Annotated in this window: 25 protein-coding genes; 9 read left to right on the plus strand and 16 right to left on the minus strand. The window is 71.5% G+C overall.

Translation table 11 applies throughout. The features are described 5' to 3' along the window. Nucleotides 1–8 precede the first annotated feature (8 nt). Nucleotides 9–4,658, plus strand: coding sequence for a MobF family relaxase (gene mobF / locus PH190_RS20340; RefSeq protein WP_274233347.1), 4,650 nt, complete (start codon nt 9–11; stop codon nt 4,656–4,658). Here mobF and PH190_RS20345 read toward each other — a convergent pair. Then, complete coding sequence (locus PH190_RS20345; protein WP_274233348.1) at nt 4,637–5,152, minus strand: hypothetical protein; 516 nt, start codon at nt 5,150–5,152, stop codon at nt 4,637–4,639. The two genes, mobF and PH190_RS20345, sit on opposite strands and share 22 nt — an antisense overlap. Nucleotides 5,153–5,635: 483 nt before the next feature. Here PH190_RS20345 and PH190_RS20350 point away from each other — a divergent pair, with 483 nt between their 5' ends. Genes PH190_RS20350 through PH190_RS20360 form a run of 3 tightly spaced genes read left to right on the plus strand, consistent with a single transcriptional unit; the run spans nt 5,636 to nt 8,954 of the window. Beyond that, entirely contained in the window at nt 5,636–6,517 is an 882-nt protein-coding gene (locus tag PH190_RS20350; RefSeq protein WP_274233349.1) for a putative selenate ABC transporter substrate-binding protein, read from the plus strand. A gap of 56 nt (nt 6,518–6,573) precedes the next feature. Then, the gene (locus PH190_RS20355) at nt 6,574–7,296 is read left to right on the plus strand and encodes a phosphonate ABC transporter ATP-binding protein (protein WP_274233350.1); all 723 of its coding nucleotides are present in this window, start codon (nt 6,574–6,576) and stop codon (nt 7,294–7,296) included. Further along, complete coding sequence (locus tag PH190_RS20360) at nt 7,293–8,954, plus strand: PhnE/PtxC family ABC transporter permease (protein ID WP_274233351.1); 1,662 nt, start codon at nt 7,293–7,295, stop codon at nt 8,952–8,954. Before PH190_RS20355 ends, PH190_RS20360 begins: the two co-directional genes overlap by 4 nt. Before the next feature lie 94 nt (nt 8,955–9,048). Here the strand turns inward: PH190_RS20360 and PH190_RS20365 are convergent, their stop codons facing one another. The 5 genes from PH190_RS20365 to PH190_RS20385 all read right to left on the minus strand — a co-directional run bounded on the left by PH190_RS20365 (nt 9,049) and on the right by PH190_RS20385 (nt 12,612). After that, nucleotides 9,049–9,912: a radical SAM protein gene (locus PH190_RS20365; RefSeq protein ID WP_274233352.1), complete on the minus strand. Its 864-nt coding sequence runs from the start codon at nt 9,910–9,912 to the stop codon at nt 9,049–9,051. Continuing rightward, nucleotides 9,909–10,460 carry a carboxymuconolactone decarboxylase family protein gene (locus PH190_RS20370; RefSeq protein ID WP_274233353.1) on the minus strand — a complete coding sequence of 184 codons (552 nt, stop codon included), beginning with the start codon at nt 10,458–10,460 and terminating at the stop codon, nt 9,909–9,911. Before PH190_RS20370 ends, PH190_RS20365 begins: the two co-directional genes overlap by 4 nt. 46 nt (nt 10,461–10,506) lie before the next feature. Next, a complete protein-coding gene (locus PH190_RS20375; RefSeq protein WP_274233354.1) occupies nt 10,507–11,058 on the minus strand; it encodes a DoxX family membrane protein in 552 nt (183 codons plus the stop codon). Nucleotides 11,059–11,171: 113 nt separating this feature from the next. Further along, nucleotides 11,172–11,930: a cytochrome c biogenesis CcdA family protein gene (locus PH190_RS20380; RefSeq protein WP_476290795.1), complete on the minus strand. Its 759-nt coding sequence runs from the start codon at nt 11,928–11,930 to the stop codon at nt 11,172–11,174. Nucleotides 11,931–12,096: 166 nt separating this feature from the next. Beyond that, complete coding sequence (locus tag PH190_RS20385; protein ID WP_274233356.1) at nt 12,097–12,612, minus strand: redoxin domain-containing protein; 516 nt, start codon at nt 12,610–12,612, stop codon at nt 12,097–12,099. A gap of 170 nt (nt 12,613–12,782) precedes the next feature. On the opposite strand from PH190_RS20385, the gene PH190_RS20390 reads away from it, so the two are divergent. Then, nucleotides 12,783–13,583, plus strand: coding sequence for a nucleoside phosphorylase (locus tag PH190_RS20390; protein ID WP_274233357.1), 801 nt, complete (start codon nt 12,783–12,785; stop codon nt 13,581–13,583). Between the two features lie 11 nt (nt 13,584–13,594). On the opposite strand, the gene PH190_RS20395 is transcribed toward PH190_RS20390, so the two are convergent. The 4 genes from PH190_RS20395 to PH190_RS20410 all read right to left on the minus strand — a co-directional run bounded on the left by PH190_RS20395 (nt 13,595) and on the right by PH190_RS20410 (nt 16,149). After that, on the minus strand, nt 13,595–14,080 hold the full coding sequence (locus PH190_RS20395; protein WP_274233358.1) for a class I SAM-dependent methyltransferase: 486 nt from the start codon (nt 14,078–14,080) through the stop codon (nt 13,595–13,597). Continuing rightward, entirely contained in the window at nt 14,077–14,721 is a 645-nt protein-coding gene (locus PH190_RS20400; protein WP_274233359.1) for a class I SAM-dependent methyltransferase, read from the minus strand. Before PH190_RS20400 ends, PH190_RS20395 begins: the two co-directional genes overlap by 4 nt. 9 nt (nt 14,722–14,730) lie before the next feature. After that, nucleotides 14,731–15,411, minus strand: a complete 681-nt coding sequence (locus PH190_RS20405; RefSeq protein WP_274233360.1) for an ArsR/SmtB family transcription factor — start codon at nt 15,409–15,411, stop codon at nt 14,731–14,733. Nucleotides 15,412–15,492: 81 nt separating this feature from the next. Next, nucleotides 15,493–16,149 (minus strand): class I SAM-dependent methyltransferase, encoded by a 657-nt coding sequence (locus PH190_RS20410; protein ID WP_274233361.1) that lies wholly within the window; start codon nt 16,147–16,149, stop codon nt 15,493–15,495. A gap of 123 nt (nt 16,150–16,272) precedes the next feature. Between PH190_RS20410 and PH190_RS20415 the strand changes: the two genes are divergently transcribed. Further along, nucleotides 16,273–16,722, plus strand: coding sequence for a MarR family winged helix-turn-helix transcriptional regulator (locus PH190_RS20415; RefSeq protein WP_274233376.1), 450 nt, complete (start codon nt 16,273–16,275; stop codon nt 16,720–16,722). Nucleotides 16,723–16,740: 18 nt separating this feature from the next. Here PH190_RS20415 and PH190_RS20420 read toward each other — a convergent pair whose 3' ends face one another. Together PH190_RS20420 and cmtR are read right to left on the minus strand one after the other, a co-directional pair. Beyond that, nucleotides 16,741–17,361, minus strand: a complete 621-nt coding sequence (locus PH190_RS20420; protein WP_274233362.1) for a cation efflux transmembrane domain-containing protein — start codon at nt 17,359–17,361, stop codon at nt 16,741–16,743. 74 nt (nt 17,362–17,435) lie between these two features. Further along, nucleotides 17,436–17,768 (minus strand): Cd(II)/Pb(II)-sensing metalloregulatory transcriptional regulator CmtR, encoded by a 333-nt coding sequence (cmtR, locus tag PH190_RS20425; protein ID WP_274233363.1) that lies wholly within the window; start codon nt 17,766–17,768, stop codon nt 17,436–17,438. Between the two features lie 113 nt (nt 17,769–17,881). Here cmtR and PH190_RS20430 point away from each other — a divergent pair, with 113 nt between their 5' ends. Both PH190_RS20430 and PH190_RS20435 read left to right on the plus strand, forming a co-directional pair. Then, a complete protein-coding gene (locus tag PH190_RS20430; protein WP_274233364.1) occupies nt 17,882–18,637 on the plus strand; it encodes a MerR family transcriptional regulator in 756 nt (251 codons plus the stop codon). Further along, complete coding sequence (locus PH190_RS20435) at nt 18,634–18,960, plus strand: YnfA family protein (protein ID WP_274233365.1); 327 nt, start codon at nt 18,634–18,636, stop codon at nt 18,958–18,960. The genes PH190_RS20430 and PH190_RS20435 overlap by 4 nt, the downstream gene beginning before the upstream one ends. Nucleotides 18,961–18,963: 3 nt before the next feature. Here the strand turns inward: PH190_RS20435 and PH190_RS20440 are convergent, their stop codons facing one another. The 4 genes from PH190_RS20440 to PH190_RS20455 all read right to left on the minus strand — a co-directional run bounded on the left by PH190_RS20440 (nt 18,964) and on the right by PH190_RS20455 (nt 20,803). Beyond that, nucleotides 18,964–19,596: a maleylpyruvate isomerase family mycothiol-dependent enzyme gene (locus PH190_RS20440; RefSeq protein WP_274233366.1), complete on the minus strand. Its 633-nt coding sequence runs from the start codon at nt 19,594–19,596 to the stop codon at nt 18,964–18,966. Further along, entirely contained in the window at nt 19,593–20,069 is a 477-nt protein-coding gene (locus PH190_RS20445) for an SRPBCC family protein (protein WP_274233367.1), read from the minus strand. The genes PH190_RS20440 and PH190_RS20445 overlap by 4 nt, the downstream gene beginning before the upstream one ends. Next, nucleotides 20,066–20,425, minus strand: coding sequence for an ArsR/SmtB family transcription factor (locus PH190_RS20450; protein WP_274233368.1), 360 nt, complete (start codon nt 20,423–20,425; stop codon nt 20,066–20,068). The genes PH190_RS20445 and PH190_RS20450 overlap by 4 nt, the downstream gene beginning before the upstream one ends. 135 nt (nt 20,426–20,560) lie before the next feature. Continuing rightward, on the minus strand, nt 20,561–20,803 hold the full coding sequence (locus PH190_RS20455; RefSeq protein ID WP_274233369.1) for a hypothetical protein: 243 nt from the start codon (nt 20,801–20,803) through the stop codon (nt 20,561–20,563). 281 nt (nt 20,804–21,084) lie between these two features. Between PH190_RS20455 and ligD the strand changes: the two genes are divergently transcribed. Beyond that, the gene (gene ligD / locus PH190_RS20460) at nt 21,085–22,095 is read left to right on the plus strand and encodes a non-homologous end-joining DNA ligase (RefSeq protein WP_274233370.1); all 1,011 of its coding nucleotides are present in this window, start codon (nt 21,085–21,087) and stop codon (nt 22,093–22,095) included. Nucleotides 22,096–22,366 lie beyond the last annotated feature (271 nt).

Raw genomic sequence — 22,366 nt, forward strand, 5'->3', positions numbered from 1 at the left:
TGGTCCGGGTGCTGAGCGTCGCGACGGGCTACAACCCGGACTACCTGTTGAAGGAGGTCGCGACGGGGCGGGAGAACTACTACACCGGCGCGGTCGCCGAGGGCGAGCCGCCGGGTCGCTGGTGGGGTGCGGGCGCCGAGGCGCTCGGCCTGAGCGGCGAGGTCGACGCGCAGGACATGATGGCGATCTACTCGCGGTTCCTCGATCCGCGCGTCGAAGGCTTCCGCGACCCCTCGCGGTGGGACGAGCTCAGCGAGGACGCGACGCTGGGTCACGCCGGGCGCGCCTACAAGTCAGCGGAGCAGTTGTACGCAGAGGCCCTCGAACGCGAACTGAACGCCTCGGCTGAACGTCGCGACGAGCTCCGCGTCGAGGCCAGCAAGGCGGTGCGGCAGAACGTCGCCTTCCTGGACCTGACGTTCAGCGTTCAGAAGTCGGTGACGCTGCTGCACACAGCGTTCGAAGCCGAGGAGGTCAAGGCCCGCGCCGCAGGTCTCGACGACGACGCGGCCGAGTGGGGCCGGCTGCGGGAGACCGTCGAGAGGGCGATCTGGAGGGGCAACGACGCCGCGCTGTCCTACCTGCAGGAGCACGCCGGCTACGCCCGGGTCGGTCACCATGGCGGCACCGCGGGCCGGTGGATCGACGCGCAGAACTGGGTCGTCGCCAGCTTCTTCCAGCACGACTCCCGCGACCACGACCCGCAGCTGCACATCCACAACGCCACCCTCAACCGCCAGCACAGCGTCGACGACGGGCAGTGGCGCACGCTGGACTCCCGCGCGATCCACCGGCTCAAACCGGCCGCGGCCGCGGTCGGGGAGCGCACCACCGACGAGGCGCTGATCCACGACCTCGGAGTGGCGATGGTGATGCGCCCCGACGGGATGGCGAGGGAGGCGACCGCGGTCGACCCTGGCTCGCGGGACATGTTCTCCTCGCGCTCCCACAAGATCAGCGGGCGGGCGGCGGAGCTGATCGAGGCGTTCGAAGCCTCACGGGGGCGGGACGCGACCGGGCTCGAGCGGGACCGGATCAAGCGGCAGGCCACCCTGGCCACCCGTGCCGCGAAGTCCCACGGCGGCGAGACCCGCGAGCAGTTCCTCTCCCGCGTCGACGACGAGCTTCGGGCCGAGGTCATCGGCGGGCTCACCGGGGTCGCGCACGCCGCCCGTGCCCAGCACGAGCAGGACCAAGCCGCACCGGAGCGGTTCGCGGCGGCGGAGGTGATCGAGGCGGCACTCGAGGCGGTCCAGGCCAGGAAGACCAGCTTCACCCACGCCGACCTCGTCCGTGAGATCAACGCGCTCCTGCCCGACCACCTCGGCACGCCCCAGGGCACCGACGTCGCCGCGCTGCTGCACGGCCTCGCCGACCAGGCCATCGCCCTGGTCGAGCACGTCGACCAGATCGAGGCGGCCGCGCCGGGTGAGGGGCTCGAGCCCGACACGTTGCGGCGCCGCGACGGGACGTCGATGTACGCGGCGCCGGGCGGACGCTCCTACGTCACCCGCGAGCACCTGCGCAGCGAGAACCGCCTCCGCGCGGCCACCGCCGCCCGCGACGGGGAGCGGCTCACCCCGAGCAAGGCTGCCCGGTTCGTCGAGCACCTGCGCGGCGAGGGCATCGAGCTCGGCGTCGACCAGGCCGCCGCCGTAACCGGGGTCCTCACCTCAGGGGCGCGCCTCGAGACCCTCATCGGACCCGCGGGCACCGGCAAGAGCTTCGTCGTCGGGTCGCTGGCCCGCGCCTGGAGCGACCCCACCCACCGCCTCCCCGAGGAGCCCGAGCGCCGCGTGTTCGGGCTGGCCACCGCCCAGCTCGCCGCCGACGTCCTCACCGACGAAGGACTGACCACCGCCAACACCGCCCGCTGGCTGGCCACCCAGCGCCGACTCGACTCCGCCCAAGCGACACACCGGCCCGCCCTCGACGCCGACGAGCCCTGGCGGCTGCGCCACGGCGACCTGCTGGTCGTCGACGAGTCCTCCATGGCCGACACCGCCGCCCTCGCCGCGGTCCACGCCTACGCTGACGAGGCCGGCGCCAAGCTGCTGCTCGTCGGCGACCCCCGCCAGCTCGGCGCCGTCGGCGCCGGCGGCGCCATGGACCTCGTCGCCCAGTCGGGCGCGCGCTACGACCTCGCCGACGCGCGGCGCTTCACCCACGAATGGGAACGCGACGCCTCGCTGCGCCTGCGCGCCGGCGACCCCGAGGTCATCAAGGCCTACCAGCGCCACGGGCGCCTGCTCGACACCGGGAGCCTCGCCGACGCCGAAGCCTCCGCGACCCGGGCCTGGCTGGCCGACACCCTCGCCGGCCACCGCTCCCTGCTCGTCGTCGACACCAACGACGCCGCCGCGCGCGTCTCCTCCTCGATCCGCGACGAGCTCGTGCGCCTCGGCCGCGTCACCGAGCACGGCCTGCCGTTGCGCGACGGCACCACAGCCGGGGTCGGCGACATCGTGCAAGGACGGCGCCTGGCCCGGGACCTCGCGGGCTACGAGGGCAACCGCCGCGGCCCGGTCAACCGCGAGCACTACCGCGTCACCGGCGTCCGCGACGACGGCGCCCTCAATGTCGTAGTCGTCGCGGCCGGCGAACCCTTCCACCCACGAGCGAATAGCGAAGTCGGCTTCACGGAGGCCGCGGGGGAGAGGCTCGTGCTCCCACCCGAGTACGTGGCCGACCACCTGACGCTGTCCTACGCGGGCACCGTGCACGCCGCCGAAGGCGCCACCGTCTACAGCGCCCACCCCGTGGTCACGCCGCGCACCGACCTCAACGCCCTCTACGTGGGCTTGTCGCGCGGCCGCGAGGCCAACACCGCCCACGTTGCCACCCTCACCGGGCCCGACGACGCCGCCCAGGGCTCCGAGACCGACGTGGTGCGCCGCGACCCGCGCGCCGTCCTCGCCACCATCCTCAGCACCCGCGAGGCCACCGACGAGGTGCACCGATCCGCCACCACCGCCCAGGAGGACGCCGAAGCCCGCGCCGCCTCGGTGCAGACCGCGGGGGAGCGGTTCGCCGACGTCGCACACGAAGCCGCCACCGAACGCACCGCCCGTTGGCTCGACGCCCTCGTCGCCCACGACGTCCTCGACCCACACGACCGGCAACGGGTCGCCGCCGAAGACGGCACCGCCGGGCTGACCCGCCTGCTGCGCCAGGCCGAGATCGCCGGCCACGACCCCGCCGAGGTCCTGCGCGGGGCCATCGCCGACCGCCCCCTCGACGGCGCCCGGCGGGTCAGCGACGTCCTCCAGGGCCGCATCCGCGCCGAGCACACCTTCGAACCCGCCGGCGACACGTGGTCGGACTGGCTCCCCCTCGAGATCGACCCCGCCACCCACCGCTACCTCGAAGCGCTCGCCGAGGCGGCCGACACCCGAACCCGCGACCTCGGTGAACAGGTCGCCGCGCAACCCCCGGTCTGGGCCCTCCGCGCTCTCGGCGCGGTCCCCGACGACGACGCGGCCCGCGACACGTGGATGGCCAGCGCGGGCGCGATCGCCGCCCACCGCGAGCTCGGCGGCCACGCGCTCGACGACAACGGCGATAAGGACGGCACGGCGAGGACGCAACCACCCGACAACCCCAGTGACGGGCGGCCTGCGACTGCCACCGAGGTGCTCGGCTCCGCCCCGCCGCGGGGGCACGTCGAGGCCTACGCCGCCTACCGCGCCGCGCACCGCGCTGCGGACCTGCCCGACCACCAGCGCGACGAGCTCGAATGCTCACCCGCCGGCCACCGCGTCCGGGTCCGCGCATGGGAGCGCGAACAGGCCTGGGGCCCGGCCTACGTCGAGAACCTCCTCGCCGGCACCCGCCAAGCCGAAGCACGCCACCGGCAGACCGCCGAACTACGACGCGCCGAGGCCGACGCCGTGCCCGAATACGTCGAGCGCGACCGCCTTGCCCGCGAGGCCGACCACGCCTCCGCCCTGGCCGAGAGCCTGGAGCGCCACGGCACCAAGCTCGAGCAGCAGTCCCAGACCTACGCCGAGTGGTACGCCGCCACCGCCATGACCCGCGCCCTCGGCGAGGCCTCCGCGGAGTACCTGGCCGAGCAGCACGCCGCCGACGAGCCGCAGCCGGCCATCACCGCCGAAGAATGGCTCGCCCTCGACTGCGCCGCCCGCCACGAGGACGACGCCCACCGCGACATCACCGACATCGATCTCGACGAGCGCCCCCAGCCGACCGAGCAGGTCACCGAGGCGGACAACGACGACTCCCGCCGAGCGCCCGAGCTCGACCGGGCGGAGGACGATCGCCATGCGGACGTCCCCGGCGCCGAGGAACGGGTCGATGCCGGGACCAACAACCCCATCAACCGCGACGACGAGCCCCGGGCGGAAACCGACGTCCCCGACATCCGCGACACCGCCGACGCGACACCGCGCGGCGTCGACGAGGACAGCATCCACGCCCCCGACACCGACGAGGTCGCCGCCGCGGCCGCCCGCGCTCACGAAGCCGCCGCGGAGCTCCGCAACCGTGAAGCCCTCGAAGCCCGCCACGAGGCCGAGGAACGCGCGCAACAGCTCGCCGCCTGGCAGGAGGAGGACCAGCCCGCAACCGCGGAGACCCTCGACGCCAGCGACGACCAGGAGGTCGCTGACACGGACGACTACGTCGACGCCGAGGTGTGATCCGGTCGGGAAGGAGCCCCCAGCCCGGATCGAGCGGGGAGCGAACGGGTCAGCGCTTCCCGCATGATCGCCGCGCACTCCTGGCGGAGCTCGGGTGTCGCCCGAGAACCATCTTCGAGGTGGCGCGGCAGCACCGGCGGAGCGTCGTCGCTGAACCCCATCGCCCAACTCAGCGCCAGCCCCGCTCCCTCGGCGATGGCCGTCGTCCAGCCGTAGCTCGACCACTGCGCCCACCAGCGTTGTCGCTCGACGGAGTCGAGCTGCGCGATCCCGGCCTCGCGCCACCACTCGTGATCGGGGTACGGCTCGCCGCGCGACACCGCACCGCACACGATCAGCTCACCCATCGCCCGCCACTGACTCGGAGCCGCGACGTCGCCCGTGGCCGGCGCGGTGGAATGCACACCGCCCACCCAGGCCAGCGCGCACTGCGCCCCGTGGACCTCCGGGGACTTGCCGCGCTGCACATAGCACCACAGCAGCCCGTGCTCCACCCACGCGAACGTCGGGAGTGTCGGGGCGACCCAGCCGGGCACCCGCCGCACACGGGGCATGCCCGAGACTCTCGCTCCGCTCCCGACCTCAGTCATCCTTCGCCGCCCTCCCGCGTCGGTGTCTGGCGCGGTCGCACTCGAACCTGCTCCGGGGAAGTGTGCGCCGGCGCCCCGACAGCCGGCTGAACCGTCCGGCCACACGGTGCCGGTGGCCGAGCGAGTCGACAGCCATGACCACCCGGACGGTCCGAACCTGGTCGTCCACCGTGTGTGGGTCAGCCTCTCCGCAGCTCAGCTGCGGTACTCGATACCCCCGACGGGGAGGGCACCCGTCCGCCTCGACCGATGTCCGATGGCGGAGTGGCGCGACGTGACCCAAGCTGACCCGAACCACGGCGCGGCGCCCGACGTACGTCACTGCGACCTGGTGTCCACCCTTGTGTCCGGATCAACGGAGGTAGACCCCTCGTGCGCCGTTCCCTCGTGGCGATCGCGCTCGCCCTCGTGTCGGTACTCGCGACCGCCTGTGGCGGCGGTGGCGGTGACCAACCTCGCGAGCTCGTCATCAGTGCCATCCCGGACCAGGACCCGCAGAAGCTGCAACGGCTGTACGGTGCGCTCTCCGAGCGTCTGACGCGCACGCTCGGCATCCCGGTGCGCTACGTCCCCTTGACCGACTACGCAGCCTCGGTGACGGCCTACCGGCGCGGTGACCTCGACATGGTCTTCTTCGGGGGTCTGACGGGCGTCCAGGCGCGCCAGCAGGTTCCGGGCTCGGTCCCGCTGGCGCAGCGGGACGTCGACGAGCGCTTCCGCAGTGTCTTCGTCGCGTCCACGGCGTCCGGGCTCCCCGCGGTGACCGACGTGGCTGGCCTCCGCGAGGTGGGCGGACGCACCTTTACCTTCGGGAGCGAGTCCTCGACGTCGGGCCGGCTGATGCCGCAGTACTTCCTGGACCAGGCCGGGGTCGGACCCAACTCGTTCCGCGGTCCCAGCGGCTTCTCGGGCTCCCACGACGCCACCATCGCGCTCGTCACGGCGGGCGCCTACGAGGTCGGGGCGCTCAACGCCACCGTGTGGGACCAACGCCTCGCGGCGGGCACTGTCGACCTCACCAAGGTGCGCGAGATCTTCCGGACACCCACTTACCATGACTACCACTGGCTGGCACGGCCCGACATCGACGACGAGCTCGGTGCGGGCACGACCGGTCGCGTTCGTGACGCGCTTCTCGGGCTCCAGGCGGGCGATCCGGTCGACAAGAACATCCTGGACCTCTTCGGCGCCGGTTCCTTCATCGCGACCCAGCCCGCCAACTATGACCAGGTCGAGCAGGTGGCGCGGTCCCTGGGTCTGGTGCAGTGACCTCGGGTCTCTCGGGGACGGCCGGGGAGCTCCTCTTCGCCGTGCGCGGAGCGGGCGTGCGCTACGACGGCGTCGTCGCGCTGGAAGGCTGCGACCTCGAGATCACCGCCGGGGAGCGCGTCGCCGTCATCGGTCCGAGTGGCGCGGGCAAGTCGACGTTGATCGCGCTCCTCAACGGCATGGTCGCGCCGACCGACGGAACCGTCACCGCGCTCGGCTGCGACCTCGCCCGAGCGCCTGCCCGCACCGCACGCAAGGTCCGTCGGCAGATCGGGACCATCTACCAGCACTTCGACCTGGTCGAGGAGCTGCGCGTGGTCCACAACGTCAACGCCGGACGGTTGGGTGCGTGGCCCTTCTGGAGAGCCGCGCTGTCGCTGGTGCGCCCGAGCGGCGTCGGGGAGGTTCGTGGGGCGCTCGAGCGGGTCGGGATTCCCGAGAAGCTCGACGCGCGGACCAGCACCTTGTCGGGCGGCCAGAAGCAGCGGGTCGCTGTCGCGAAGGTCCTCGTGCAGCAACCCCGAGCGATCCTCGCCGACGAGCCCATCGCCAGTCTCGATCCGAGACTCGGAGGGGAGGTCATCGACCTCCTCACCGAGATCAGCGCCGACCTGGGCACCACGCTGGTGACCAGCCTGCACGACGTGACCATGGCGCTGGGTCGATTCGAGCGCGTCGTGGCCCTCCGGGCCGGTCGGATCGAGTTCGACCGCCCGCCGGGCGCGGTCTCTTCCGGCGACATCGAGGATCTCTACGCCGCTGTGGAGCCGGCTTCGTGACGGAGACGCTCCGGCGGCAGGCGTCCGAGCCGGTCGAGCTGCGGGAGGCGGCCTCCGGCGCGGTGCCCACCGCCTCGAGCCGCCGTGCTGCCCGCCTCTGGGGAGCGGCGCTGCTCGTCGTCGTCGTCGCGTCGGTCGTCGCGGCGAGCTGGACGGCGGGACCGCTGTTGCGTCCCGAGGGCTTCTCCCTCGTCGGGAACTTCCTCGGGGCAGCGTTGAGGCCGGCCACCGATGTCGCGTTCCTCCAGCTCATCGCGTCGGCTGCGGTCACGACTGTCGCCTACGCCGTGCTCGGGACCGTGCTCAGTCTCGTGCTCGGTCTGGTCGGCGGTGTGCTGTCGTCCGAGGTCTGGTGGTTGGCCGGACGGCACGAACGGGCACGTCGGCGCGGGGCAGCGGGGTGGGCGATGGTGCGGGGTGTCCTCGTCCTGCCCCGGGCGATCCATGAGGTGATCTGGGGCCTGATCTTCCTCAGCGTGCTGGGCCTGACTCCGCTCGTGGCCGTTCTCGCCATCGGCATCCCGTTCGGCGCGGTGACAGCAAAGGTCTTCGCCGAGCTCCTCGACGAGACGCCGCGTCGCGCCTACACAGCAGCCCTGGCCAGCGGGACCCCCCGCCTGACGGCGCTGCTCTACACGCTCATGCCGGCCGCGTGGTCCGACCTGCTCTCCTACGGCTTCTATCGCTTCGAGTGCGCCATCCGCAGCGCGGCGATCCTCGGCCTGATCGGTGCCGGAGGACTCGGGTTCCAGCTGGCCCTGAGCCTGCAGACCCTCAACTATCCCGAGGTCTGGACTGCGCTGTACGCCCTGATCCTGCTCAGCGCGGCCACGGATCTGTGGAGCTCGGCCGTGCGCCGGCGACGGGCCTCAGGCGCCGGTGCCAGCGACCGGGTCATCGGCGGCTCCCTCGTCGCCGGGGCCGTGCTCGTCGTCGGTGCCCTGTGGTGGGTGCAGCTGGACCTCGCCGTGCTCGTGGCCGGGGACACCTGGCAACTGGTGCTGCAGATCCTCGAGGACGCGTGGCCGCCGGGGCTAGGTGGCGCCACGGTTCTCGGTCTCCTCCAGGCGGCCCTGATCACGGTGGCGATGTCCGTGCTGGCCATCGTCATCGCATTCGCGGGCGCCTCCGCGCTGGCCTTCCCGGGAGCGGCGGGCACGGCGCTGTCGCCCGGCCGGTGGCTCGTGGTCCTGGTGACCAGGGGGTTCCTCATCGTGCTCCGCGCCCTCCCCCCTCCGGTGTGGGCGCTGCTGTTCCTCTTCGTCATGGCGCCGGGCGTCCTGCCCGGCGCGATGGCCCTCGGCGTCTACACGCTGGGTGTGCTGGGCCGTCTGATGACCGAGTCGGTCGAGAACCTCGACAGGCGCCCGCAGGAGGCCATGCGGGCCCACGGCGTCCCCAGGCCCACCGTCTTCTGCTACGCGGTGGTCCCGGCGGCGGCACCCCGTTTCGTCGCGTTCGGGCTCTACCGGTGGGAGGTGACGATCCGCGAGACGGTGGTGGTCGGCGTGGTCGGCGCCGGGGGACTCGGCCTGGTGCTCAACCAGCAGCTCGCCGCGTTCGACTACTCGGCCGCGGTCACCACGCTCGGAGTCATCGTGCTGTTGACGGCGATGGTCGACGCGACAAGCGCCGGTGTGAGACGCAGCCTGCGATGAAGACGACGGTGGCCGCCCGGATCACCGGGCGGCCACCGTGACCCCCGTCAGCGGGGGAGGGACGAAGCGCCCGACCGGGCGCTGAGGATCATGCTCATCTGATGTTGAGCGTGGAGTCGGCTCCTTCGGGACGACCCTCGAGCAGGCCGAGCAACGCTCGGGCCGGGGTCTCCAGGGGGAGCGTGGTGCGGGTGACCAGGAGGTCCGTGTCGAGCACTCCGTCCTTCACCGTGGGCCCGAAAGGCCCCCAGAACGCTCCGTCGTCGGTGATCGTCAGCTCCGAGGGCAGGTCGGATGCCACGGCCTCGACGCCGAGGTCCTCGGTGTCCGCTCGCCCGCGGCGCACGATCGGCCGGATGATGTGCTCGGAATCGGGCACGCCCAGATCACGGTGCAGGGCGCAGAGCCGGTCGAGCTCGTTGTCCTCGATCGACTCGACGGTCGTGGCGATCCGCACCGTGATCCCGCGCTCCACGAGGTCCGGGATGGCCTGGGTGACCTTGCGGAAGTTGTCTGGAGCCCGCATCTCGTCGTTGACATCCGCGTCGGGGCGGTCCAGCGAGATCTGCAGGGCGACGTCGCATTCCGCGAGGTGCTCGACCTTCGCGAGCAGCCTTCGGCTGAACAACGTGCCGTTGGTCAGCGCCACGACCGGCAGGTTCGCCGAGAGGGCGGCGAGGGTGTCGGGCATGTGCGGCATCAGGAAGGTCTCACCGCCGGTGACGCCGAGGTCGGTGAAGCCGAGCTCGCGGGCCTGCTCGGCGACCGCGAGCATCGTCTCGGGCGAGAGTGCGCGTTGCGCCACCTTGGGCCCGGACTCGGTGAGGCAGTAGGTGCACTGGATGTTGCAGTGGTAGTTCGCGTACATCCACACGCGGCTCGGCATCACGCCGTCCGCGACGGCGCGCGCGATCGGACCAGCCTCGGCCGGTAGTGACTCCACGGTCTCGGTGCTCACAGCAGTCCCTCCTGGGCGAGCCGCTCGACGGCCTCGGGTGCGGTCGGCAGGGCGAGCGCGGTGGCGTAACGGTTGAGCATGAGCGTGGTGCCGACGACGGCGGTCAGCTCGACCACCTCGTGGTCGGACCACGACCGCAGGACGGTTGCCCGCTCGTCGTCCGAGACGGGCCCGCCTCCGGCCACCACGTCGATCCATCGCAGGAGAGCTCGTTCGCGCGGATCGGGAAACGCCTCGTCCGTCGGCCCGCAGGACTGGAGAGCGGCGACCTGGTCGGACGTCAGGCCGGCCTCGAGGGCGACGACCGCGTGGGTCTGCACGCAGAATCGGCACCCCGCGAGGGCCGAGGTCCGGACGATGACGATCTCTTTGGCCCGGAAGCTGATGGCCGAAGGACCCAGCGCCGCTCCGATGAAGGGCAGAGCGACGGTGAGCAGCTCCGGCACCTGGGCGAGGGAGCGCACGATCGGTCCGGGATCGCCGTCGGCGAAGTACGGCCGCGCCAGCAACGGGACCTGGTCGAGCTCCACACGGGCGATCGTCGTCATCTGCTCCACCATCTGTCGGTCGGGGACACGCCTACCGGGATCAGCATCAGAACGGCCACCGCCCGCCGAAGCGGGGTGCGAGAACCCGGTCGAGCCCGGCGACTCGCCCGGCGGGAACGACGGCGAGCAGGACCAGCGGAAGGATGTCCTCCGACGGGTACTCCCACAGGTAACCGCCAGTCGGCAGGAGCATCAGCCAGATCGGTGTCAGCAGGAGCAGCCCGCCCACCGCGGCGAGCCGGGTCGCGACGCCGAACAACAGGCCCAGCCCGATGGCGATCTCGACGAACGTGAGGAAGGGCCCGAAGAAGGCCCAGTTCGGCAGGACGAAGCCCTGGTAGAGGGCAGCCAGCGGGGTGATGTAGGTGGCCTGTGCCGCACCCCCGGCGATGGCCTGGGCGCTCCCGGCGGTGATGAGGTTGAAGTTGATGAAGCCCCAGTTGTAGAGCCCGACGTCGGTAGCCTTGGCGAGGCCGTTGCTGAGGAACACCAGGCCCATGAAGATGCGCAGCGCGGCGAACGCGCCCGCCATCAACCGATAGCCGGGCGCGGCGGCAGCAGGTGCCTGCGCCGTGGTGGTGGTGTCGGTGTCGGACATGGCGTCGGTCCTTCTTTGGGTCGGCGGGCGTTGCCCGCTTCGGGTAGGGCGGTCGAGCCACCCTCAGGTCGATCCGACGCTGCTCCTGTAGGAGAAGTCCGTCGGGGTGTTCGTCACGAACCCGGCGGCGGTTCGCTCGTCGTGCTCGCCTCGACGGTCGTCCGCGATGCGCGACGTCGTCGGTGTACGAGGGCTGCACCGACCACGAGAACGACCAGCGCAGCAGCGAGGGGAAGGGCACCGACGGCGTCGACCCAGCCGGAGAGGGTCTGCTGGATCGCGCCTGCGGCGCCGACGACGGGATCCTGGGCGCTGCCACCGCCGAAGAACAGACGAAGCTCGTAGACCCCGTAGTAGCCCACGTAGAGCCCGACGACCACCAAGAGCGCGCCGGCCACTCGGTTCACGTAGGGGAGCAGGCGTCGGGCGCGGGTCGCGGCGCCGTAGCCGGCGAGGGCGACCGTCACGGCGAGAACGCCGACCACGAGGGCCATACCGAGTCCGTAGGCCAGGAAGCCGGCGACCGCGCCGATGACCGAGCCCGTGGCGAAGGACGAGGTCGTCACCGCCAGGAAGGGGCCGATGGTGCAGGAGAGCGACGCGATCGCGTACGCCACGCCGTAACCGAACATCGAGCTCAGGCGCCCGGTCGGTGCTCCCCGACCCGAGCGCGGGAGCAAGCCGATGAGCTCCCGCCCGGTCAGCAGCCAGACCCCCAGGATCACCATCACGACTCCGATCACGACCGTCACGGCGGGCAGATACCGCTGCAGCGACGAAGCGAACGGCGCGACGACCGCGCCGAAGGCGCCGAACACGACCAGGAAGCCCACGGTCATGAGGCCGGTGGCCACCAGTGCGCGCAGCACCACGCCGCCGCGTCCGCGACGGGCCTCGGACGGGTCGTTGCCGAGCACGACGAGTGCGAGGTAGGCCGGCAACATAGCGAACCCGCACGGGTTGAGGGCCGCGACCAGGCCGGCCGCCAGGGCGAAGGCCAACAACGAGGAGTTCATGGATGGAGGTCAGGCGCCGGCGTCAGGCTCGCGCCAGGCCGTCGAGACGCTGCGCGAGGTCGGGCGCCGACATGGTGCCCTTGACCACCTCCACCGTGCCGTTCGGCGCGACGAACGCGAACGCCGGCTGCTCGGTGACTCCGAAGTGGCGCCACACAGAGGTGTCCGTGTCGGCGAGGTGGGTGAAGCCGCCGAGCTGGTAGTTCGCAACGAACTGGTTCATCGCCGGGACCTGGTCGAGGGCGGCGACGCCCACGAAGGTCACGTTGGGGTGTTGCGCCGCGGCCTGCGCGATCGTCGGAGCCTCGGCCTGACACGTCGAGCACCAGGGCGCCCAGAACCAGAGCACCGCGGGCCTGTTAGCCAGACTCTGGCCGGAGAACTCGGCGCCGGCCAGAGTCCTGGAGTTGAAGTCGAGAGCGCTCGATCCGGACCCGGCAGCCCCGGGTGACGCGGGTGGCGGCGTTGCCGCGGTGGAACACGCGGTGACCATCGCCAGAGCCGCGACGAGCAGGAGCAGAAGCCTGATCGGTCGCATTCGGTGTGACCTCCAAGGTCGAGTCGCTGTCACGGTAAGTGATCGCCCGTCACAGCAGTGTGCGTCGGCGTTCGGCGCCGCGTGGTGCATGGTTCGGCCGTCGGAGCCGGCCCCAACCCCTCCGGCCCGTGCATCGCTCGGGATGCGGAGATCGACGCCGTGGTGTTGTGATGCAGCTCGTGACGAGTCCTGACGACCTCCCGCTCCTGGCCGCCAAGGACTACGAAGCTCCCTCGCTCTTCGAGCCCGCGAATCTCCTCCGCGAGGCGCGTCGGCAGAAGAACCTCAGCGCCCGCCCGGTGCCCGCGGTGTGCATGCTCGACCCCGACGGCGACGTCGTTCGCCACCTTGCCAAGAGTGGCCGGGGGACGCGGCACACGGGCTGGGCGTGCTACCACACCGACATGTGGTCGGTCGACCTCGACGGTCTCGAGATCGGCGTGGTCGGCATGGCCGTCGGAGGTTCGTTCGCGGTGCTGGTCGCGGAGCAGCTCGCGGCCTCCGGCTGTGAACTGCTGGTCAGCGTCACCTCGGCGGGGCAGATCACGCCGTTGGGCGCCACGCCGTACTTCGTACTCATCGATCGGGCGCTGCGCGACGAAGGCACGAGCCACCACTACCTGCCACAGGCCCGTTGGAGCCGGCTCGACAACGGCCTGGCGAAGCGCATGGACGAAGCGTTCGACCAGCTCCCCGAACCGGTCCTGAGCGGGCCGTCGTGGACGACCGACGCGCCCTATCGGGAGACGCGGACGGCGATCGCCGCGGCCGAGGAGGAGGGCATCGCCTGCGTGGAGATGGAGGCGGCGTCGCTCTACGCCTACGCAGAGGCCCGTCGCGCGGATGTTGTGTGCCTCGCGCACATCACCAACACCATGGCTACCGAGGGCGACGACTTCGAGAAAGGCCTCGACAACGGTGTGCACGATGCGCTCGCCGTAGTACGGGCTGTGGCTGCGGCTTTGCGCTGAGGGTTGCCGGTTCATCGGGTGTTCCGCCTTGCGGAGCCCACGACGCGCGGTCCCGCCGAGCCATCGACATGCCACGTGTCCTCGACGGTGAAGGGGCCTGCCCGGACGGCGCTGAGCGGATCGGCGTCTGGCTGCTCCAGGATCACCAGTGGGGCGCCGGCCCGAAGGACTCGCGCGAGTTCCGAGATGACGTCGACCGGGGCAGGCCGCCGGTTCAGGAGCAGGTGGAGTACGGCGCCGTCGGCGCTGTCGGAGTCCAGCGGTAGGGCCTCGACCGGATCGTCGCGCACCCACACCGGCGTGGTGGCCCATGCGGCGACCGTCCGGGCCTCGTGGCGGAGCGACGGATCGGGCTCGAAGGCATGCACGCCGTCGACGGTCGGCGGGTAGTGAGGGAGGTTCCGCCCGTCGCCGCACCCGAGTTCGACGACCTCGCCGTGGAGCCCCGCCATTGCCTCGCACCACAGCTCGTCCCCGTCGACCTGCAGGGTCCTCATCGTTCTGATCGGCGGCGCAACGCGAGCCAGGTGAACGGTTGGACGGCGTCCCACGGCGTGCGGTGGGTCTGCGTGTGCGCGGTGACGGGGGTGAAGCTCGGAGCGAACTGCTCGGCCAACGCAGCGGCGTCATAACGCTGCACGGGGAGACCGGAGCACTTCTCGGGTCCGTCGAGGCTGAACGTCGCGACGATGAGGAACCCCTCAGGCGCTACGGCGCGCGCGGCGGTGTCCACGTAGGCCCGCCGATCGGCCGGCTCGGTGAGGAAGTGGAACACGGCGCGGTCGTGCCAGAGGCCGAAGGTGGTTCCCGGCGTCCAGGTCAGCACGTCGTGCACGACCCACTCGACAGCGGCGGCACCGGGTGCGCCGTCGAGACGCGCCCGCGCACGGGCGAGGGCCTGGAGAGAGAGGTCCAGGACCGTCACCCGGCGATGACCGCGAGCCAGGAGGGCGTCCACCAGGGCGCTCTCTCCGGCTCCGACGTCGACGACCGCCTTCTCGGTGTCGAGCCCGATCTCGTCGATGAGCTGCAACGACGTCGCCGGCTCGGACTGCGACCACGAGAGCTCGTCGCTCGAGCGCTCGCGGTAGATCGTCTCCCAGTGCTCGGCGCGGACCGGGGGGAGATCGGTCGACATCTCGTCTCCCTAGGCCGCGGTGGTCTGAACTGGGCGCCCGGCCAACCGCCACTCGAGCATCCCCGCTGCGAGACGGACAGCGCGGCGGCCGCGCCGAGTCAGGAGGCGAACCGCGTCGTAGGACATGACGCAGTACTCGCCGCGGCAGTACGCGACCACCTCGATGTCGGGCAACTCGTCGATTCGAGCCTCGAGCTCGTCGACCGGGATGTGCACGGCACCGGGGATGTGGCCGGCCTCGTACTCGGGCGCCGGCCGCACGTCGAGCACGGCGACCTGCCCCTGGCGGGCCCGGCGCAGCAGTTCGTCGTGGCCGATCTCCTCCCAGGCGGGATCGTCCTCCGTCGCTTCGTCGTCAACGAGGCGTAGGTAGGCGTGCTTCGCCGGCTCGACGCCGGCGACGCGCGAGCTGGCTACCTCGCGCACGTTGGCGAGCAGCGCGGCGACGTCGTCGCCGGCCAGCGAATAGACGATGCGCGTGCCCTCGCGTCGGGATGTCACCAACTGGGACGCCCTGAGGGTCTTGAGGTGGGCCGAGGCAGTGGACAGCGGCAGCCCAGCGGCGGCGGCCAGGGGCTCGACGGCGTACTCGCTCTGGGCGAGGAGATCGAGCAGCTGAAGCCGTGCGGGATGGGCCAGGCCCTTGCCCACCAGGGCGAACTGCTCGAACAAGAGCGTCTTCGCGCGCACGTCTCCTCCAGTATTTCCGGAAGTACGGGAAGAACGTACAGGACGCAGCGGCAAGTGGCTCCCGCTCGTGCACCGAGCCCGCTATCGCCGGCGCGCCGCCCCCAGCACGTGAGGCGAGGACGGCTGGGTGAACCTGTCCTCGGGGAAGCGGAGCCGGCGACAGGACGTGACCTCGAAACCGGCAGACGTGATCGTCGCGACGGGGTCGCCCGAGGTTCGACATCCGCCCGTCAGGAGCGGCCAGACGGTCGCATCGGCGAGGCGCTGGACGCGCAACAGGCCAGCGGTCTCAGCGTAGGTGTGTTCGAGGAACAGCAACCGCGCTCCAGGACGCAGGACCCGGACGATCTCCGACAGCGCGCCCGGTTGGTCCTCGATTCCGCACAGCACGAGGCAGAGCACCGCGGTGTCGACGCTGGCGGTCGCTAGCGGGAGGTGCCCTGCCGTGCCCGGAACGACCTCGGCGTGGGTCGGGACCTCTCGAGCAGCGTCCGCGGCCAGAGCGCGCAGGTGAGGTTCCGGTTCGACGGCGACGACCTTCGTCACCGCGTCCGGGTAGTGAGCGAAGTTCAATCCGTTGCCTGGGCCGATCTCGACGACTTCGCCGGCCGCCGGGCTCAGGAGCTCGGTGCGCAATGCACCCATGCCCTCGCCCTCCATCCGCCGGCTGATGTGTGCGTAGAAGCGGCTGAAGATGCGGCGGGGGTGATCGCCGGACGAGGCGGCCGGGGAGGACATCGACGCTCCTTCGGGTCCGGACGCAGCGGGCGATGTCGCTCGTGCCGGACCAGAAGAGCACACATCGTGTACTTAGTACATGGTGTGTCTTGCTCACGGTGTACTAGGGTCGAGTTCGTGTCGATGGAGCCCGACCTCGTGCTGGACAAGGTCTTCGAGCTGGCCGATCGTGTTGGCGACCTGATGCACAGCACGCTGAAGGAGCGAGGGCTGACGCCTGCCCGCGCCGGGGCTCTCCTCGCCCTGCACAAGGCGGGTCGGGCCCTACGGCAGCGCGAACTGGGCGACGTCCTCCGGTGCACGCCCCGTCACGTCACAGCGCTCGTCGACGTGCTCGAGGCGCAGGGCTGGGCCGGTCGCAGTGCCCACCCCACGGACCGGCGGGCGACCCTGGTGGCACTGACCGACAGGGGAGCCGAAGCCGCCGCGCAGATGGCCGCCGAGCGGCAGGACGCTGCTCGGACCATGTTCGGCGACCTCACAGAAGAGGAACGCGATGGGTTCCTCGCCGTCGCAAGACGCGCTTTACACGGCATGGCAACGCTGTCCGAGGATCGCGCCACTTCGTCTTGACCGTCGCCTATCGGGGGATCAGCAGCAGTGCTGCCCGCGCCAGGCGGTGCGGCCCTCCTTCACGGCAACGGCGGCGATGACCAGCGCCACGACCGGGTCAGCCCAGCTCCACGCGAGGGTGGCGTTGAGCACCAAGCCGACGAGCAGTACCCCGGAGAGGTAGGTGCATAGCAACGTCTGCTTGGAGTCGGCGACCGCGCTGTTCGAGCCCAGTTCGCGGCCGGCGCGCCGCTGCGCGTACGACAGGAACGGCATGATCGCCAGGCTCACTGCGGCGAGGACGATGCCCACCGTCGACGGTTCCGCCTCCGACGCCCCGAACAGGGTGCGCACCGACTCGACGGTGACGTAGGCGGCGAGCGCGAAGAACGAGAACGCGATGATCCGCAGCGCCACCCGCTCACGGGTCTCGGGATCGCGCCCAGAGAACTGCCACGCCACAGCCGCCGCGGACGCGACCTCGATCATGGAGTCCAGCCCGAACCCGATGAGCGCTGCCGAGGACGCGACGGTGCCCGCCGTGACAGCGACGATGGCCTCGATGACGTTGTAGGTGATCGTCGCCGCCACCAGTAGTCGCACCCGCCGAGTCAGCACAGAGCGCCGCTCCGGATCCACTCCGGGGCCAGCAGGCTCCACGGGCGCAGCGCAGCACCCCTCACTGCACGAGTCCGTACTCGTCAGGGGCAACGACGTCCGTTGATCACCGGTGCTCACAGCACAACCTCCGGCTCGCCCACGCAGGCGTCGGTGGTCGATACTGCGAGCACCACCCGCGCCAGCTCCCCGAGCGCTGCGCTGAGATGCGGGTCGGCCAGCTCGTACCGGGTCTGGCGGCCCTCTAACGAGGCCACGACCAACCCGCAGCCACGCAGGCACGCCAGGTGGTTCGACACGTTCGACCGGGACAGTCCCAAGCTCGACGCGAGCTGCGCGGGGTAGCTAGGACCGTCGAGCATGGCCACCATCAGGCGGCACCGCGTCGGGTCAGCCAGCGCCCGACCGACCCGCGCGAGCGCGGCCTCTCGCGTCTCACTGGTCAGCACCCGCTGAACCGTACAGCGCTGACTGAACAGTTGGAAGGGTGTGGTTGGGCTTCCGCTCGGGCTGGCTGCTCGGGTTGACCTTCAACCCGACTCACAGGCCTAGCGTCTCGGGCATGGATGGCCTGAAGGTCTCGGAGCTGGCGAGCCGAGCGGACGTGCCGGCGTCGACGGTGCGCTACTACGAACAGGAAGGCCTGCTACCGGCTCGGCGGTCCTCATCGGGCTACCGGCTCTATGACGAGGTGGCGATCGACCGCCTGGCGTTCATCGGTACCGCCAAGAGCCTCGGCCTACCGCTGCCGGAAATCCGCCGGCTGCTCGAACCCTGGCAACACGGACAGTGCTCCGACGTGCAAGACGAGCTGCTGCCGCTGGTCGAACAGCGCATCACCGAGACCCGTGACCGGGTTCAGGAGCTGACCGCGTTCGCCGACCGCCTCCTCCGCGCACAAGCTCAGCTCGAGGCGATCGAGCGGCAAGGACCGTGCGACCCCTCTTGTGCGTTCCTCGGTCGTGCGGAGTCGGTCGTGGGCCCGGCACTGGGCACGCTCTCGCTGGCCGACCCATCGAGTCCAGAGGTGATCGCGTGCAGCCTCGACGCCGGCGACCGAGAGGAGAGGGCCGAGCACTGGCGAGCAGTCCTCACCGCGGTCGTCGACCGCGCCGCGATCCCCGGAGGGGTGCAGCTCACCTTCGACCGCACTCGGCTCGAACTTGCCGAGCTCGCCGAGGTCGCAGGCTCCGAGGCGGAGTGCTGCACCTTCTTCGACCTCACCCTGCACATCGGTCCACCGGTGCGACTTGACGCCCGCGCACCCGACGACGCCCTTGTGCTGGTCCACGAGCTGTTCGGCGAGCCCGCCACGTGACCCTGCGATCGATCGGCCTGTTCGTCCTCGCGGCGCTGTTGGAGATCGGCGGGGCCTGGCTGGTGTGGCAGACCGTCCGCGAGCACCGCGCATGGTGGGTCGCGGGCCTCGGCATCATCGCCCTCGGCCTCTACGGCTTCGCCGCAGCCTTCCAGCCCGACGCCCAGTTCGGACGCATCCTCGCCGCCTACGGCGGAATCTTCGTCGCCGGCTCGCTGGCCTGGGGAATGCTGCTCGACGGCTACCGACCCGATCGCTTCGACGTTATCGGCGCCCTCGTCTGCCTGGTCGGCGTCGCGGTGATCATGTACGCCCCACGCTGACCGCTACGCGGCCACGCGCCCGACGAGCGTCGGTAGTCCGTCACCGCCGAGCTCGTCGAGAGCGTCCGCGCGGCCGGCCATGGCCATCAGCAGCGGCTCGGCCGGGCCTTCGACGACCGGCCCCTTGCCTGACGTCCAGCCCACGTCGGTGGCGACCAGCCGTAGGCCACGGACCCGGGAGAACGCCCGAATCGGCGGCGCAACTCGCGCGAACGGCAGGGCGGTGGCGAGCCGCTCGGTGGGCACGTCGCGGGGCGCTCGGAGGGCTCGTCGGATGTCCTGGTGGTGGATGAGCCCGTCGACCAGCCCGATCCGGCCGCCGAACCGGGCGGTCAGCCCGGCCGGGTGCAGGTGACCTTTCAGCTCGGCGAGCAGCTCGTCCGGGGTGAGCTGCCGGTACTGGTCGACACCGACTTGGTTGACCTGGTCGGGGTTGAACCGGCCGGCGGCGAAGCGCCCGACGAATGCGGTGGGTCCGAGGTCGTCGTAGCTGATGATGTGGGCGACGACGTCGCGCACGCTCCAGCGATGGCACAGCGTGGGCGCGTCCCATTGCTCGGCGGTGAGCCCTGCCAGGAAATCGGCCAGCTCGGCGCGCTCGTCGTGGGCGAGCCGGATCGGGTCTGGGTCGGTCACTGGTTCTCGACCATCTGCGCGTACGCGGCCAGCAGCGCGACCCAGCCACCGCCGCCGTGCTCGATGGCGCCGTAGACGCCCTCGCCGCCCACGAGGCGCTCGAAGTGGCGGTGCTCGACCTCGACGGTGGTCTGCTCCGGTCCGTCGGCGTGGAAGCGGACCTCGATCTCGCTGGCGTGCGCGGGATCGGGGTCGAACTGCCAGTCACCGCCGATCTGCCAGGTGAACACCACGCGCTCCGGGGGCTCCCAGCTCAGCACCCGGCCCCAATCGCACTCACTGCCGTCGACGCCGCGCTCGAACCACCGCCCGCCCTCCTGCGGCTCGAGGATCACGTCGGCGACCTCGGCCCCGCCGATGTGGTACTGCCGGGGCCACCAGGCGCCGAAGTGGCCGGTGAACAGCTCGAAGGCACGGTCACGGCTGATGTTGACGGTGGTCTTGCCCTCGATCGCCGGGATCGGCGTGGTCATGGCTGCTCCTCGTGCTCGGTGGAGTGGTGGGTGCCGGCCCTCTCGTCGGCGACGGTCTGCTCGGCAAACTTGTGAAAGTCGGCGAGGGCGTGCTCCCACACGCCGTCGAGCCAGCTGCGCAGGGCGGCGACGCCCTGCGGATTGAGGCGGTAGATGCGCCGCGTGCCCTCGGCGTGGGCGACGACCAGGCCGCCGTCCTTCAGGGCCTTGAGGTGCTGGGAGACGGCCGGGCGGCTGATCGGGAGCTGCTCGGCGAGTTCACCGACCGAGCTGGGGTGGCGCGCCAACGTCTCGAAGATGGCGCGGCGCATGGGGTCACCCAGCAACCCCAGCCCGGCATCTCGGTAAGCGGACACGAACGGTAAGCCTAGAGCGACCAAGGTGCGGATGGAAGTCCTCGACGCTGTTGACAACGCCGCCGCCTGGGGAACGCGGCCTCAGCTCGTGCAGGGCGAGGAACCGGCCCATCCCATGAGCCGACGTCCGCGACTTCAGCCCGTGGGGAACCCGCGACGGATGTTCGGGTTCTCGTGCCCGGGAGGGGCCGGACCGGGGAACTGCGGTGCGGGGTCGTGCTCGGGTCCGAGGACGCGGTCCGCCACGCGGGCGGCCGCGTCCCACACTCGCGGGGCGGTGGGCTTGTCGCGCCATCCGGACGCCAGCTCCTCGAGCAGCTCGGACAGGGCCGCCGCGGAGGCCCGGTCGAGGCCGGCAAAGCCTCCGGGCCCGCGCACGCGGACCTTTTCGGCCGCGCTGTATATCTCGGCTGCCCGAGCTTCGCGCTCTGCTCGCCGTTGCAGGTCGCGGTGAGTGACCATCGCGTGCTCTCCCTTCGGACAGACGTCGGGCGTCTGCCGCGGGGGAAGCGCGGCAGCACCAGATTGGCACAGCGCGTGTCGATGGGCGGCGTGGGCCCACCGCCGTCGTGGAGCGAGTTCGTAGCGGCCGTCCCCGACAGCGTGGGCCACCTGCGAGGGCACTTCCGTGTCGCGTCGGTGGTGGTAGACCCGGTCTGGTGTCCCGTCCTCGCAACGCCCCGCCCGGGCTGACGCGCATGGCGCCGATGCTGGCCACCGCTGGCGAGGTGCCGAACGGGCCGGGGTGGGCGTTGGAGCTGAAGTGGGACGGAATGCGGGCGCTGGCCTACGTCGAGGGCCCTGAGCCGGACGCGGTGACGTTGGTCAGCCGCAACCAGCGGGCGGTGACCAGGTCCTACCCTGAGCTCGCGGCGGCGTTGGCAGAGACCGTCGGCACCCGGCAGGTGGCGCTCGACGGCGAGGTCGTGGCCCTGTCAGTACCCGCGCCTGGATCGCCGGCGAAGCCGAGCTTCGACCGCTTGCAGCTGCGGATGGGCGTGGTGAAGCCATCGGCGGCGCTGCGCGCGGAGGTGACGGTGACGTTCGTGGCCTTCGACGTGCTCGCCCTCGACGGCGAGCCGGTGGCCGACCTGCCGTGGGAGGAGCGTCGTCGGCTGCTCGACCGGCTGGGACTGGACGCCCACCCGCGGCTGACCACCTCGCCGTGGCTCGATGGCGTCAGGCCGGCCGCGGCGCTCCAGCTTGCCGAGAACCACGGCATGGAGGGCGTGGTGGCCAAGCGCCGCGATGCGCCGTACCGGTCGGGCCGCTCGCACACCTGGGTCAAGACCCCGATCTGGCGCACCGTCGAAGCCGTCATTGGCGGCTGGGCCGCAGGTCGCGGGCGCAACCACGGCAGCCTCGGCGCGGTCCTGCTCGGACTGCCCGAAGCAGACGGACGCCTGCGCTACATCGGCCACGTCGGCACCGGCTTCACCCACGCCGCCCGCGATCGGCTGCGCGACCAGCTCGTCGCCGACGAGGTGTCCGCCAGCCCGTTCACCGCGACGGTGCCCGAGGAGCGCGCGGCACGGTGGTGCGCACCCCGGCTCGTCGGCGAGGCCAGGTTCCGCAGCTGGACCGACGACGGTCACCTGCGCCATCCGAGCTGGCGCGGTCTGCGTCCCGACCGCGATCCCGCCGAGCTCGTGTCCCCCGGCCGCTCGTAGGGGGCGGGAGACCGAGCCGCTCCCGGTTCGGCGACGTTGGGGGAAGCCCGGAGCGTCGCCGGCGCGGGCATGAGTAGCGAACACAGGCGGTCCTCCCTTCCGCTCGATCGCCCGTCGCCCCGCCACACCTGGAGCAGGGCGCACCGATTGATCCGTGCGGGCAACAACGGCAGAGCTTCTCCGGCGGGTGGCCAGGGCGCCTTCGGCGCTGAGGTGGACGCCGCTGCGCGGCGGCCGGCGCTGGAGGGCCCCGGGAGCTTGATCGGGCCGT

It is taken from the genome of Actinomycetospora straminea, from assembly GCF_028737255.1.
In the GTDB taxonomy this organism is placed as follows: Bacteria; Actinomycetota; Actinomycetes; order Mycobacteriales; family Pseudonocardiaceae; genus Actinomycetospora; species Actinomycetospora straminea.

Coding starts and splice junctions, on each gene's coding strand:
- PH190_RS20370 (WP_274233353.1), bottom strand. CDS start 10,460: ATGACGACGATCGCCCGTGTGGAGCTCGACCAGGTCCCGTTGCTGGCG.
- PH190_RS20375 (WP_274233354.1), bottom strand. CDS start 11,058: ATGTCCGACACCGACACCACCACCACGGCGCAGGCACCTGCTGCCGCC.
- PH190_RS20385 (WP_274233356.1), bottom strand. CDS start 12,612: ATGCGACCGATCAGGCTTCTGCTCCTGCTCGTCGCGGCTCTGGCGATG.
- PH190_RS20390 (WP_274233357.1), top strand. CDS start 12,783: ATGCAGCTCGTGACGAGTCCTGACGACCTCCCGCTCCTGGCCGCCAAG.
- PH190_RS20395 (WP_274233358.1), bottom strand. CDS start 14,080: ATGAGGACCCTGCAGGTCGACGGGGACGAGCTGTGGTGCGAGGCAATG.
- PH190_RS20400 (WP_274233359.1), bottom strand. CDS start 14,721: ATGTCGACCGATCTCCCCCCGGTCCGCGCCGAGCACTGGGAGACGATC.
- PH190_RS20410 (WP_274233361.1), bottom strand. CDS start 16,149: ATGTCCTCCCCGGCCGCCTCGTCCGGCGATCACCCCCGCCGCATCTTC.
- PH190_RS20415 (WP_274233376.1), top strand. CDS start 16,273: ATGGAGCCCGACCTCGTGCTGGACAAGGTCTTCGAGCTGGCCGATCGT.
- PH190_RS20430 (WP_274233364.1), top strand. CDS start 17,882: ATGGATGGCCTGAAGGTCTCGGAGCTGGCGAGCCGAGCGGACGTGCCG.
- PH190_RS20445 (WP_274233367.1), bottom strand. CDS start 20,069: ATGACCACGCCGATCCCGGCGATCGAGGGCAAGACCACCGTCAACATC.